Here is a 14,482-nt window from a genome sequence, read left to right on the forward strand (position 1 = left end):
ATGTCGATTTATGGTGTTAAATTTTCATTATTGACAGTGATAATAAAATAAACTTATAAATGCAAAAAATGTTAATTAAAAATATTCTTGCAATCTATTTTTCATAAGCTAATCTAAGTTTTTTTAACCAGGAGAAGCTTATGACAAGTTTAGACACAGCAGGAAATGCATTTTTTTATGCAAATGGTTTATTTATTGGTCTTGTAAATGAAATTATTCCCGATAAAGAAGTTTTCAAACATGAATATAGAGTCTCACCATTAATTGATGGATGTGATGAATTCCATATGCCGGAAGAAATATATGAAGATGGAATATGGGATTTGTCTTATTTACCCCAAAGCTGGAGTGGATTCAAAAATACTGAGGATTTGCCAGAAACATTAGTGCCTCATGAAAACCGTTCTATTGCTGCTTTTATAGATACATATACGTTAGAACCTAATCTTTATCACAGAAAAGGAAATCACATTTTTTTTCATTCCCGTCTTTATCATGCGGTTTGTGAGATGAAGGTCAGTTTAGTTAATAAAGCAGAGTGTATTAACAAATATGCTCAATATACTTGGCAGCCCAGGATTACCATTTTCCATGATGGAAGTAATCATCAATTAAATGTACAGACCTATATTCGGGCAAGATACCAACAAATAATTCAAGAAGAGATCGATAGACTTGACAAATTATTGAAACGTTTTCCGAACGATGCTGTGGTAAAGCGTAAGAAAGAGTCGTTAGGGTTTAAATTATTAAAAGCCTCAGCTTTCAATGTAGAGAGTTGGAAGTTCAATGATAATGACTACTATTATCCCGATGAGGATTAGTTTAGATAGATTGTGTTTTATGTTGTGATTAAAGTAACAGTTGTTCTTTGAGATCAGTTAATAGATTACTTTGCTCGCTATCATTTAATGATTGATCGTGTAAATTAGTAATAAAAAAGACATCTTCAACCTGATCGCCCAGAGTGACCATTTTGGCATTAATAACTTGTATCTGATGAGACAGGAAAACTTGTGCTACTGCAGACAATAAGCCTGGGCGATCATGAGTGTATAATTCCATCACGGTATGGTTTTGTTGAATATTAGTTGTGAATTTTATGACGGGTTCTGTTTTGAAAAGTTTGGTTGTTCTGGGAATTAATTGAGGTTTATATCCAGAGATCAGTTCTTCGTTAGCCAACTGTTTACTCACAGCATTGATAATGTCTTCATATCGCTGTTGTGCGCCATTAATGATAAACGTATTCAATGCGCTGTCATCACCATTGATATTGATCTTGGCGTCAAGAATATTCAGTTGCAGTTGTTCCAGACTGGCCGTCATGGCTGCGAATAAGGCCTGTCTATTCTGTGCGTAAATAAATAATTCCAGAGTGTGTCTATCACTGTGAGGCCGGACTAAAATCAACGGTTCTTGTTCTGGGTTTTCCAATCTACCATTGGTTTGCCAGACGATTTCCTCGACAGAATGCCGAAGAAAATAATCGAGATCGTAGGTGTGCCATAAAGTCGTAATGTCTTGCGGTGGCCATCCCATCTTAGTGAGTTTTTCTAAAGCGAGCTGATACTTTTTATGGCTTTTTTCCTGAGTGCTTTTTGCCTGAGCTTCAGTATGTTCTAGCCATTGATGTGTATTGTGATAGAGCTGTTTGAGCAGTGAATCGCGCCAGCCATTCCAAAGGTTATTATTGGTTGCCCGAATGTCTGCCACCGTCAGTAGATACAGATAATTTAATCTGTTCACACTGCCCACCAATGCTGCAAAATCCTGAATGACTTCCGGATCTTCCAGATCTTTCTTTTGGGCTGTAGACGACATCGCCAAATGATGCCGAACCAGGAAGGTCACCATGCTGGTGTCATAATCACTCAGATTGTGTCGGGTACAAAATTGCTCTGCGTCCAGAACGCCCAACACACTGTGATCACCACCACGACCTTTGGCAATATCATGATATATACCGGCAATGTAGAGTAATTCAGGTTTTGGCAGTTGATAGAAGACTTCTGAACATAACGGAAATTCATCATTAAATTCGGGACAGGAAAAGCGTCTTAAATTTCTTAACAGAAACAGGGTATGTTCATCCACGGTGTATGCATGAAATAAGTCATGCTGCATTTGGCCGACAATACGCCCAAACTCAGGCAGGTAGGCACCTAATACACCGAGTTGATTCATTCGACGGAATTCATGGGTGATGCCTTTTTGCTGTCGTATGATTTCCATAAACAGGCTGCGATTTTTGATGTCTGCACGAAAACGGCTATCAATTAAATGTAGGTGAGCGTGGATTTGACGTATGGTGGAGGCGCGTATGCCTTTGATATGTGGATGTTGTTGCAGGATTAAAAACACTTCCAGCAAGGCATAAGGATAATAGGCAAAAATACCCGAGTTGATGGTTTCCAGATAACCGTTATGTGATTGAAAGCGGCGATTAATCGGCTCAATATCACGCGGTTCATCCGCCAGAATAATATTTTCTTCAAACAGTTGTAACAGCAAGGCATTCATCTGACTCACAGCACGTACTGTCCGATAATAATCTTTCATGAAGTGTTCAACGGCCATGCGGCTGTCGGTTTCTACGTAACCCAACTGTTTTGCCAGTTCACGTTGATGATCAATCATCATCTTTTCTTGTTTACGGCCCGCCAGATGATGTAGAACAAATCTGACTCGCCATAAAAATCGCCTGGACTGTTGCAGGATCTCGAACTCGCTTTCTGCCAGAAAACCTTTGGATTTAAGGCCCTGCAAATTTCGGACATCAAAATGTTGCTGTGCTACCCAAGTGATAACGTGTATATCGCGAAGACCCCCGGGGGATTCTTTTAGATTGGGCTCAAGATTATTTCCAGTATCGTTATATTTATGATGACGCTGGATTTGTTCCTGTTTTTTCCGTTCATAGAAAAGCTGGTTGTCCCAGGTTTTGGTAGAAACCGTCAGTTGTTGCAATTGTTCAAATAGGGCTTGGTTGCCGAATAAAAAACGAGCTTCCAACAGGTTAGTTGCTATAGTGATGTCGTCTTCGGCTAATTGGCGACATTCGCTAATCGTGCGAACGCTGTGACCAATTTCAAGACCAATATCCCATAATTGGGTCAGAAAAGTTGATAGAGCGGGAGGTGGTGTTTCAGCTATCGAGTCATTCAGTAATACGAGTAAATCAATATCCGAGTGGGGATGTAATTCACCTCGTCCATAACCTCCGACAGCAATCAGGCTTAACGTTGCTTCTGTTGCCAGATGTTTTTGCCATAGCAGCTGCAGTACCTCATCCACAAAATGTGCTTGCTGATGCACCAGCCAGTCAATATCTGCCTGATCTTCAAAAAAACATTTTTTCAGATGTTGTGAGGCTTTGGCGAGAATATCACGACAGCCCGTTGCATTATCCGCCTGGCCGAACTCCCAGACAGATTGTGCCGCAATTACCATGGTTGATTGCTCCTATGAGCGTTCTTCATCCCGAAGGGTTAAAATTTCATGACCATTATCGGTCACCAGAATAGTATGTTCCCATTGTGCAGATAAAGAACGATCTTTGGTGACTACGGTCCAGCCATCGGGGAGCTGACGTACCTGTCGTTTACCGGCATTGATCATCGGTTCAATGGTAAACGTCATGCCGGTTTGTAATGTCATCCCGGTATCCGGCATGCCGTAATGCAGAACCTGGGGTTCTTCGTGAAATACCTGCCCGATGCCATGTCCACAATATTCTCTGACAACGGAAAAGTGCTCGTTTTCGGCATGCTGCTGTATGGCATGACCAATATCACCCAGCTTGATGCCGGGTTTGACCATATCTATCCCTATCAGCATGCATTCCCGGGCTACTCGAGACAGTCGTTGTGCCAGAATCGACGTTTTACCGATATGAAACATTTTGCTGGTATCACCGTGATAGCCATCTTTGATAACAGTGACATCAATATTGATAATATCACCGTCTTTGAGCTTTTTATTACTGGGGATACCATGACAGATGACATGGTTGACGGATGTGCAGATAGACTTTGGAAAGCCATGATAATTTAATGGGGCAGGGATGGCTTGTTGTTCATTAACGATATAATCATGACAAATCGTATTTAATTCGTCCGTGGTGACTCCCGCAACCACATGTGGTTCGATCATAGTCAAAACGTCTGCGGCGAGTTTGCCTGCCACACGCATTTTTTCGATTTCTTCCGCTGTTTTGATGGTCACACCCATGCCAGATCCTGATTGCTGTTAACAATAAAAAGAGAACGCATAGTTTGCCGCAAAACCCAGTGAACTGCCAGCAAACAGACTTAATCCAGTGTATCGATGGTATGTGCTTTGTTTTAGTGAGTAACTGTGGAATAATATGCGCGCCTTAGCAAAGGCAAAATCACACACGTGCCGACACAGTTTTCGGGGTGCTGTCTGGAATTCAGATCAGTCGATAGCTGGGGTACGTGGAGGTTTAACCCCATATATATAGGTATAATCATGGCTAAAATTACAATGCGCCAAATGCTTGAAGCAGGCGTTCACTTCGGTCACCAAACACGTTACTGGAACCCAAAAATGGGTCCTTTCATCTTTGGTAAGCGTAACAATATTCATATCGTTAACCTTGAGCACAGTCTGCCGATGTTCAACGATGCATTAAACTACGTCAGCAAACTGGCTTCCAAAAAAGGTCGTATTCTGTTCGTCGGCACCAAACGTGCTGCACAGGATGCTATCCGTGAAGATGCTGAACGTTGTGGTATGCCTTATGTCAACCGTCGCTGGTTAGGCGGCATGCTGACAAACTACCAAACTGTTCGCCAATCAATCAAACGTCTTGAAGCCATTCAGGCGATGATTGAATCGGGTAAAACAGAAGGGTTGAAAAAGAAAGAAGTTCTGAACCTGTCACGTGAACAGGAAAAACTGGAAAAAAGTATCGGCGGTATCAGAAAAATGGGTAACTTGCCCGATGCTTTATTTGTTATCGATGTTGATCATGAGCGCATCGCGATTCAGGAAGCAAACAAACTGGGTATTCCTGTCATTGCTGTTGTCGATACCAACAGTAATCCTGATGGTGTGGACTATGTCATCCCAGGTAACGACGATTCAATGCGCGCCATCCGTCTTTACACAGCAAACATCGCTGATACCGTTCTGGAAGGTCGTGCATCGGTCACCACGGGTAATGCCGAAGAAGAGTTTGTTGAAGTTGCGCAAGACAATGCTCCAGCAGCAGCTGAATAAGCTCTGATAATGACTTAAGCAGGCTCGCTGTAAAGCGGGCCTGTGTTGTATGTGTGGTCTGAAAACAGGCCGTTCACAAAAATTGATTTTAAGGGTTACAAAAAATGGCTATAACTGCAGCTTTAGTAAAAGAACTGCGTGAGCGTACCGGCTCCGGCATGATGGAATGTAAAAAAGCATTGGTTGAATCGAACGGCGATATTGATGCTGCCGTTGAAGCGATGCGTAAATCTGGTCTGGCCAAAGCCGATAAAAAATCTGACCGCATCGCTGCTGAAGGTATTATCGCAATTGAAACCAGTGCCGATAACAAACAAGCGGTTATGTTGGAAGTAAATTCTGAAACCGACTTTGTTGCCAAGGCAGATGATTTTACCAACTTTGTTAATGCGGTTTCCCACAAAGTGCTGGAAGCTCAACCAGCTGATCTGGAAACATTATTACAACTGACCTTAAGCAATGGTGAAAGTGTTGATACCGTTCGTCAGTCATTGGTTGCGAAGATTGGTGAAAATATCCAAATCCGTCGCTTTACCTTGATGAATACAGATAACGGTGTAATTGGTGCTTACCGTCACGGTGATCGTATCGGTACTCTGGTTCAATTGAACGGTGGTAATGAAGAACTGGCCAGAGATTTGGCAATGCATGTTGCTGCCAGCCGTCCTCAAGCCGTATCAGCTAATGAACTGTCAGAAGATTTGTTACAGAAAGAACGCGATATCGTGGCAACTCAAGCGCGCGAAAGCGGCAAGCCGGAAGCAATTGTTGAAAAAATGATTGAAGGCCGCATGAGCAAGTTTGTTAACGAAATCAGCCTGCTCGGACAAGCATTTGTTAAAGACCCTGATGTCACTGTTGAAAAACTGGTTAAACAAGCTGGTGCAACGGTTGAAGGTTTTGCCTGTTTTGAAGTCGGTGAAGGTATCGAAAAGAAAGTCGATAACTTTGCAGAAGAAGTTATGGCCCAGGCACGGGGAAACTAAATATGACAGAATCGGGAAGTCAGCCAGTTTATAAGCGCGTCTTACTCAAACTGAGTGGTGAGGCTTTAATGGGGAATGCTGAGTATGGCATTCAACCTGAAGTGATTTCCCGATTTGCCCAAGAAATAACCGAGTTGAATGCCCAAGGGGTTCAGCTCGGTATTGTAATCGGTGGTGGCAATATTTTCCGCGGTGCAGGCTTAGCTGCCAGTGGTATGGATAGAGTTAGCGCCGATCATATGGGTATGTTAGCGACAGTATTAAATGCACTGGCACTGCAGGATGCCCTGGAACGTAATGGAACATTCTGTCGTGTCATGTCTGCCATCCGTATTCATGAAGTTTGCGAAGATTATTTACGTCGTCGTGCTATTCGGCATTTGGAAAAAGGTCGTGTAGTCATTTTTGCTGCCGGCACGGGGAATCCATTTTTTACGACCGATTCAGCGGCCAGTTTACGTGCTGTTGAAATTGGTGCCGAACTGATGCTGAAAGCTACTCAGGTTGATGGCGTCTATGACGCAGACCCGCGTAAAAATCCAGATGCCGTCCGTTATGACACGTTATCGTATGATGAAGTGATCAATAATCGACTCGGTGTAATGGACACTACAGCAGTGGTGATGTGTCAGGAACAGAAAATGCCATTACGGGTATTCGATGTGCATAAATACGGTAATCTGACAGATATTCTTTACGGTAAAAATGTTGGAACATTGGTGAAATAGGACAAATCATGATTAATGATATTCAAAAAGATGCAGCAGACCGGATGCAGAAAAGCGTTGCCGCTCTGAGTACTGCACTGGCGAAAATCCGTGCAGGGCGTGCACATACCAGTTTATTAGATCATGTCTCAGTACCATATTATGGCTCCGACGTTCCCTTAAGTCAGGTAGCCAGTGTCGGCATTGAGGATTCAAGAACGATCACAGTTGCGCCATGGGAAAAAAACATGGTGGCGGTGATTGAAAAAGCGATCATGACATCTGATTTGGGGGTGAACCCAAACAGCGCTGGCATGACCATTCGTATTCCAATCCCACCGTTAACTGAAGAACGTCGTAAGGATTTGGTCAAAGTGGCTAAGTCTGAAGCTGAAAATGCGCGTATTGCGGTACGTAATATTCGACGTGATGCAAACGGCAGCCTGAAAGACTTGTTGAAAGAAAAAGCTATTTCTGAAGATGAGCAACGTGGTGCTGAAGAGGCTATTCAAAAGTTAACCGATAGCACTATCAAACAGATTGATGACGTACTGGCTGAAAAAGAATCCGATTTGATGGCGGTCTAAGCCATTATGGTTTAGCCAAACTGATGACGTCTTCCAATCGCTCCATTCCCAGACACATTGCTATCATTATGGATGGCAATGGACGCTGGGCAAAACAACGGTTTCAACCCAGGTTTATGGGGCACCGTGCCGGAGTCAGAGCGGTAGAAGGCATTGTCAAACACTGTGTAGCAAGTGGAGTGGATGTGCTCAGTCTGTTTGCCTTCAGTAGTGAAAACTGGCGTCGACCCGGCAAAGAAGTCGATTTATTGATGGAATTATTCAGTCATGCATTGGATAACCAGGTTAAACGTCTACATAAAAATAATATCCGTCTCAATATTATTGGCGATTTGAGCCGATTTTCTGATGCATTGCAGCAAAAAATTCGGAATGCTACCGCTCTAACGGCTGAAAATAATGGTTTGATCCTCAACATTGCGGCCAATTATGGTGGACGGTGGGATATTAGCCAATCCGTCCGCAAGATCGCAGTTAAAATTAAATCCGGTGAGTTGCAACCCGAACAGGTTGATGAATGTGTTATTGCCAGTCATCTGGTCACTGCAGATTTACCTGAGCCGGATTTGTTTATTCGTACGGGTGGGGAACAGCGCATCAGTAACTTCCTGATGTGGCAGCTGGCCTATACCGAACTCTATTTTACCGACAAACTGTGGCCTGAGTTTAACGCTCAGGATCTGGATCTTGCGATTGATTCGTTTTCCCGTCGTGAACGACGATTTGGTCGTACTTCTGAACAACTTACCGGGCAATAACATGCTTAAACAGCGTTTATTAACTGCTGCCTTGTTGATCCCCTTAGTGGTGATGGCCATTCTGCTGTTGCCGACTGTCGGAATGATTGGGTTGCTTACTGTGGTTGCGCTGATCGCCATGTGGGAGTGGCTTTCCATGGCGCAAATTCAACCGGTGTCCAAAGTGCTTGCCAGTTTGACGTTCATTGCCACTCTGTTGGCACTACTGGCGATGGCAGGGATAAATTATATGCTGTTAAGTGGTCTGGTCTTTTGGTTGCTGATCAGTTTCATCATTGTGTTATTTGCCCATCAATCTTTACCCAATTATCTCGCTCACATTGTTCATACTAAATTAATAACCTATTTGCTCAGCATGCTGGTGACATTGTTATTTGTTTATAGCGCTGTCTGGCTACATGGTATTGCCGGCAACGGTCCATGGTTGGTTCTATATGTATTAATCAGTGTATGGCTGGCAGACACGGGTGGTTATTTTGCAGGTAAGCGCTGGGGTAAACATGCTCTCGCTAAAGCAATCAGTCCCAATAAGACTGTTGAAGGGCTTATCGGTGGGATGGTTTTAGTCGCGTTGTGGAGTACAGTTGCCTATTTCCTGGGTATTTCTCAGTTTTTATCATTGTTTTTATGGGTGCTTATCAGTGTCTTAACCGGACTGGTTTCGGTTAGCGGTGATTTATTTGAAAGTCTGTTCAAACGCAGCTACCAGATAAAAGATAGTGGAAACTTACTGCCGGGACATGGCGGAATGCTGGATCGAGTGGATAGTCTGCTGGCGGCTGTTCCATTCTTTGCCGCTTTGATATGGCTGACGGGGCAGTTTTGATGCAACACGTTACTATTCTGGGATCAACCGGTTCCATTGGTATCAGTACACTGGATGTTTTGCAGCGTCATCCTGAAAAGTACCGAGTCTTTGCGCTGGCGGCCAATAAATCAGTAGAGGGTTTATTTGAACAGTGCCTGCAATTTCATCCTGCAATGGCGGTGATGTTGTGCCCGCAATCTGCTGAAAAACTAAAAACCAAACTTGACGCAGCTGGTTTAATGATTGAAGTACAAAGCGGCATGCAGGCTCTGGAGAGGATTTCCAGCACTGAACAAACGGATATTGTGGTCGCCGCAATAGTGGGCGCTGCTGGATTACTGCCTACCCTGGCAGCAGCTAAAGCAGGTAAAAGAATCCTGCTGGCAAACAAAGAAGCCTTGGTCATGAGTGGTGCATTACTGATGCGAGAAGTACAGGCAAATAATGCTGTTCTGCTTCCTGTAGATAGCGAGCACAATGCTATATGGCAATGTATGCCGGTGGGTGAAACCCAACAATATCAGTTTGAAAATAAAGGAATTCGCCGCATTATTTTGACGGCTTCAGGTGGTCCATTTCGTGATTGGGATATTGCTGATCTGGAAGCTGTAACACCCGAACAGGCGATAGCGCATCCAAACTGGTCGATGGGACAGAAAATATCTGTGGATTCGGCCACCATGATGAACAAAGGTCTGGAAGTCATCGAAGCGCATTGGTTGTTTGGTATGCCAAGTGACAAGATTGAAGTTGTCCTGCATCGGCAAAGTATTATTCACTCCATGGTAGATTATCTGGACGGGTCAGTATTGGCGCAAATGGGTAATCCCGATATGCGCACACCGATTGCCAATACCCTGGCTTGGCCAGAACGGATTGATTCAGGCGTCGAGCCTTTGGATTTGGTGAAAGCAGGGAGGCTTGATTTTGCTGCTGCGGATTTTGGACGATTCCCCTGTCTGGCGTTGGCCTATCAGGCATTGAATATCGGTGGTACCAGCACTGCCATTCTTAACGCGGCAAATGAAGTGGCGGTAGAAGCTTTCCTTCAAAAGCAAATTAAATTTACTGATATTGCCCGTATCATCGCTAACGTGCTGGAAAGCGTACCAGCTACCCCCGCTGATTCGTTGGAACAGATTTTGTCTGCCGATAAGCTTGCCAGAGAGGCTGCCCAAAAGCAGACTAAGGTTTTATGCAATCATTAATCTTTTTTATTATCGCCCTTAGCTTGCTGGTGGTCATCCATGAATTTGGACATTACTGGGTGGCAAGAAAATGCGGTGTGAAAGTATTGCGTTTTTCAGTCGGCTTTGGACAAAAACTCTGGTCAAAACAACTCAAAAACGGTACTGAATTTGTCATCGCCGCATTACCCTTAGGTGGCTATGTCAAAATGCTGGATGAACGGGAAGCACCAGTAGCAGAAGCAGAACTTGATCAGGCCTTTAATCGCCAACCGTTACGAAATCGCGTTGCAATTGTCTCTGCCGGACCTATCGCAAACCTGTTATTTGCCGTATTTGCCTATTGGGTAATTATGGTTATCGGTGTGCCCGGTTTAAAGCCGATCATTGATGATGTAACAGCTGACTCCCCCGCTGCGATGGCGCAGCTCATGCCTGGTGAAGAAATTATAGCCGTCAATGGCAAAGCAACCCCGACAGTCAACAGCTTGTTTCAGCAATGGTTGAAGTTCGCGCAGTCCGGTGAAACCGTCACCCTGACAACTCGCAGTACTGATATTGAAACCACCAAACAACTAACATTGCCTAAACTTGGGCTGGACGATGCAGGTTCACTGTTTAGTAAGATTGGTATCAAAACCGTACAACCCGATATGCCCCCGATTCTGGGTGAAATTGTCGCTGACAGCCCGGCGGAAAGGGCAGGCTTACAAACGGGCGATGAATTAATTTCAGCTAATGGAAAACAATTATCCAGTTGGCAGGCTTGGGTCGCTTTAATTCAAAGCAGTGCTGATGAAGAGATGAGTATTGAAATTCTTCGTGATGGACAAGTTCAACAGCTCGATATTACACCCGCCGCAGATGAAAACAATGTCGGTCGGATAGGTGCGGCAGTCAACACCGAAGGATATGAAATCCCCGCAGAATTAAGATCAGAATTACGCTATGGTCCATTGGCGGCGATTCCCCAGGCGTTCAGCCAAACCTGGCAGTTCAGTGTCACCACCTTAAGTGGTTTATGGGGCATGCTGGTGGGTACGGTTTCCAGTGACAATCTTGGCGGTCCTATTGCTATTGCCCAGTTTGCCGGGGATTCTGCGCAGCAGGGCTTTATTGCTTTTATCAGTTTTCTGGCAATGATCAGCATCAGTTTAGGGATTCTGAATTTACTTCCAGTCCCGGTACTTGATGGTGGCCATTTGCTGATGTACTTTTTTGAATGGGTTCGTGGCAAGCCTTTGCCAGAATCGGTACAAATCCAGGGACAAAAAATAGGATTATTCCTGATTCTTCTGCTAATGGTATTCGCTTTTACAAATGACATAGCCCGACTCATTGGCTAATCGAAACATTGCAGGTACACTTACGATTTCTTCGGCTGACTGACTGTAAAACAACAATGAAACAAATCATCACAGCATTGACGCTTATCTTGTTATCCTCTGCAGCTTGGGCTGAGGAATTTATTATTAAAGATATTCGAGTGGAGGGATTGCAAAGAATATCGGCAGGCACCGTTTTCAACTATTTACCCGTTAAAGTTGGTGATGAACTGACCGAAAATGATGTAAGAGGCATTATTCGCTCATTGTTTAAGTCAAAATACTTTAATGATGTACAGGTTGAACGCGAAGAAGGCGTGTTAGTCATTACAGTCAGTGAACGTCCTGCAATTTCCAGCATTGAATTTATTGGCAACAAAGATCTGGACAGTGATGAACTGTTGAAATCATTACGTCAGATTGGATTTGCTGAAGGACAGGTATTTGAACAGGCGATGCTTGAACGGGTCGAACTGGAATTACAACGCCAGTATTTCAGTCGTGGTAAATACGGTGTGAATATTACCTCTGAAGTGACTCCATTGTCGCGTAATCGTGTCGCAGTACGCATTAATATGGCCGAAGGTGTGGTCGCGACTATTGGGGAAATCAATATTGTTGGTAATAATTCGTATGATGATGACGAACTGCTCGATGAATTGGAGTCGACGACCGGTGGTTGGTTATCCGCTTTGACCAAAGACAATCAATATTCACGTCAAAAATTATCAGCCGATCTCGAGTCCTTGCGTTCATTCTATCTGGATCGGGGTTATGTGGATTTCACCGTGGAATCAACCCAGGTGACGATTTCGGATGATAAAAAACAAATGTTCATCACAGTGAATATTGCTGAAGGTGAACGTTATAAAATCAATGAAGTAAGACTGGCGGGCAATCTGATTGTGCCGGAAGAAGAGTTATTCGATTTGGTGACCATCCGCAAAAACTCAGTGTTTTCCAGAAAAGCGATTACCTCAAGTTCTGAAAGACTGACCGATCGGCTGGGTAATGATGGTTATGCCTTTGCCAACGTCAACGCAGTTCCGGAGATTGATCGTGAAACACGCGAAGTTAATCTGACTTTCTTTGTTGATCCCGGCCGCAGGGCTTATGTTCGTCGCATCAATATTTCAGGTAACAGTAAAACCCGTGATGAAGTTTTGCGTCAGGAAATGCGCCAACAGGAATCTGCGTGGATTTCTACTGGTGATGTTGAACGGTCTAGAGAACGAATCTCACGTTTGGGATATTTTGAAGATGTTAACGTGGAAACCCTGCCTGTTGCAGGCACATCTGATCAGGTCGATCTGGATTTCAATGTAACGGAAATGGCATCAGGCAGTTTGTCAGCGGGTATTGGTTATTCGCAGTCTGACGGTATTATCTTTAATGCCAATGTGACCCAAAAGAATTTTATGGGAAGTGGCAAACATATTCGTTTCGGTTTTAACAACAGTCGGGTTAATACTGTTTACAGCTTTGGTTATACCAATCCATTTGCGACAGTAGATGGTATCAGTCAGGGCTTTAACCTGTTCTACCGTGAAACAGACGCTTTTGAAGCAAATATTGCCAACTACACCACGGACGTATTCGGTGGCGATATTAATTTTGGTATACCAATTTCGGAAAACAACCGGGTTAATTTGTCATTCGGGTATGAGAATACCCAGCTGGATGTGCCTAGCAATAATGATATTACCCGCTATGATGATTTTATCGAAACTGAAGGTGATTCGTTCCATGCATTTCCTGTTACGCTGGGCTGGTCCAGTGACACTCGTGATAATGCAATTCTGCCAACACGAGGATTATCTCAAAGCCTTTCTGCTGAGGTTGCCACGCCTATCGGTGATTTGCAGTATTACAAACTGCGTTACCGAAATAACTGGTATACACCATTAAATGATACGTTCACTTTTGCTTTAAGAACCGACCTTGGCTACGGTAAGGCTTATGGCGAGAGTAATGAATTTCCTTTTTTCCAGAATTTTTATGCCGGTGGTATTCGTAGCGTAAGAGGTTTTAGAGCGAATACACTGGGTGTCAGGGAAGCTGATCAGCCTTTGGGTGGTAACCTGATGGTTACCGGTGGTGCAGAAGTTATATTCCCACTACCCTTTATGAAAAAAACGTTACGCTCTTTCCGCTTGAGCACCTTCGTGGATGTGGGTAACGTATACGATGTCGATCAAAGTTTTGAAGCAGATTTACTACGGTATTCAACCGGTTTATCAGCAATCTGGATTTCACCATTTGGCGCAATGTCGTTTAGTATTGCTGCTCCTTTGCGTGATCAACCGGATGATGAAACGGAAGTGTTCCAGTTTTCATTAGGATCGACATTTTAATTTAACTATCGGAGTTAAGAGTGAAAAACATCAAGATTGTTGGCCTTATATTGGCTTGTTTAATGGTCAGTCCAGCATTTGCTGAAGAAATGAAAATCGGTGTGGTTAATGCCAGTGTGGTTTTAGATCAGTCACCGCAAAAAGAACGTGCTTTAGCTCGGTTGGAAAAAGAATTTTCAACTCGTAGTAAATCACTTGAGAGCAAACATAAAGAATTACGTGCCGCTCAGGATAAATTAAACCGTGATGCTGCTATCTTAAGTACCGAAGAGCGCCAGGTTCAGGAACGCAAGATCATTAATGATCAACGCGAACTGAAGCGTTTGCAGGACGAATACAGTGAAGATTTGTCCATTCGCCGTAATGAAGAATTACGCAAATTAGAAGAAGAGATTGCTGAAACGATCGTCGAACTTGCCAAAAAAGAATCTTATGATTTGGTGCTTTATCAAGGTGTAATCTTTGCCAGTGAGAAGGCAGATTTAACCTCTAAAGTGCTGGAAAAACTTAAAGCGAAATAAGA

Annotated in this window: 13 protein-coding genes; 11 read left to right on the top strand and 2 right to left on the bottom strand. The window is 43.7% G+C overall.

Annotated elements, in window-relative coordinates:
* Positions 1–140: 140 nt before the first annotated feature.
* The gene (locus Q7A_RS05485; protein WP_014706337.1) at positions 141–824 is read left to right on the top strand and encodes a hypothetical protein; all 684 of its coding nucleotides are present in this window, start codon (positions 141–143) and stop codon (positions 822–824) included.
* A 28-nt stretch (positions 825–852) separates the two neighbouring features.
* Here the strand turns inward: Q7A_RS05485 and glnD are convergent, their stop codons facing one another.
* Both glnD and map read right to left on the bottom strand, forming a co-directional pair.
* Complete coding sequence (gene glnD, locus Q7A_RS05490; protein ID WP_014706338.1) at positions 853–3,453, bottom strand: [protein-PII] uridylyltransferase; 2,601 nt, start codon at positions 3,451–3,453, stop codon at positions 853–855.
* 12 nt (positions 3,454–3,465) lie between these two features.
* Positions 3,466–4,233 (bottom strand): type I methionyl aminopeptidase, encoded by a 768-nt coding sequence (gene map, locus Q7A_RS05495; protein ID WP_014706339.1) that lies wholly within the window; start codon positions 4,231–4,233, stop codon positions 3,466–3,468.
* A gap of 261 nt (positions 4,234–4,494) precedes the next feature.
* On the opposite strand from map, the gene rpsB reads away from it, so the two are divergent.
* The 10 genes from rpsB (at position 4,495) to Q7A_RS05545 (ending at position 14,480) form a co-directional block, all read left to right on the top strand.
* Positions 4,495–5,247 carry a 30S ribosomal protein S2 gene (rpsB, locus tag Q7A_RS05500; RefSeq protein WP_014706340.1) on the top strand — a complete coding sequence of 251 codons (753 nt, stop codon included), beginning with the start codon at positions 4,495–4,497 and terminating at the stop codon, positions 5,245–5,247.
* Between the two features lie 104 nt (positions 5,248–5,351).
* Entirely contained in the window at positions 5,352–6,233 is an 882-nt protein-coding gene (gene tsf, locus Q7A_RS05505) for a translation elongation factor Ts (protein WP_014706341.1), read from the top strand.
* Positions 6,234–6,235: 2 nt separating this feature from the next.
* Positions 6,236–6,961 (top strand): UMP kinase, encoded by a 726-nt coding sequence (pyrH, locus tag Q7A_RS05510; protein WP_014706342.1) that lies wholly within the window; start codon positions 6,236–6,238, stop codon positions 6,959–6,961.
* 8 nt (positions 6,962–6,969) lie between these two features.
* Positions 6,970–7,527, top strand: a complete 558-nt coding sequence (frr, locus tag Q7A_RS05515) for a ribosome recycling factor (protein WP_014706343.1) — start codon at positions 6,970–6,972, stop codon at positions 7,525–7,527.
* Positions 7,528–7,550: 23 nt separating this feature from the next.
* Positions 7,551–8,285, top strand: a complete 735-nt coding sequence (locus tag Q7A_RS05520; protein WP_041354412.1) for an isoprenyl transferase — start codon at positions 7,551–7,553, stop codon at positions 8,283–8,285.
* Position 8,286: 1 nt separating this feature from the next.
* A complete protein-coding gene (locus Q7A_RS05525; RefSeq protein ID WP_014706345.1) occupies positions 8,287–9,111 on the top strand; it encodes a phosphatidate cytidylyltransferase in 825 nt (274 codons plus the stop codon).
* Positions 9,111–10,301, top strand: a complete 1,191-nt coding sequence (ispC, locus tag Q7A_RS05530; RefSeq protein WP_014706346.1) for a 1-deoxy-D-xylulose-5-phosphate reductoisomerase — start codon at positions 9,111–9,113, stop codon at positions 10,299–10,301. The genes Q7A_RS05525 and ispC overlap by 1 nt, the downstream gene beginning before the upstream one ends.
* On the top strand, positions 10,289–11,626 hold the full coding sequence (gene rseP, locus Q7A_RS05535; protein ID WP_014706347.1) for an RIP metalloprotease RseP: 1,338 nt from the start codon (positions 10,289–10,291) through the stop codon (positions 11,624–11,626). The genes ispC and rseP overlap by 13 nt, the downstream gene beginning before the upstream one ends.
* A 56-nt stretch (positions 11,627–11,682) precedes the next feature.
* Complete coding sequence (gene bamA / locus Q7A_RS05540; protein WP_014706348.1) at positions 11,683–13,959, top strand: outer membrane protein assembly factor BamA; 2,277 nt, start codon at positions 11,683–11,685, stop codon at positions 13,957–13,959.
* Between the two features lie 20 nt (positions 13,960–13,979).
* Complete coding sequence (locus tag Q7A_RS05545; protein ID WP_014706349.1) at positions 13,980–14,480, top strand: OmpH family outer membrane protein; 501 nt, start codon at positions 13,980–13,982, stop codon at positions 14,478–14,480.
* The last annotated feature ends 2 nt before the right edge of the window (positions 14,481–14,482 follow it).

It is taken from the genome of Methylophaga nitratireducenticrescens (assembly GCF_000260985.4).
Taxonomy (GTDB): Bacteria; Pseudomonadota; Gammaproteobacteria; order Nitrosococcales; family Methylophagaceae; genus Methylophaga; species Methylophaga nitratireducenticrescens.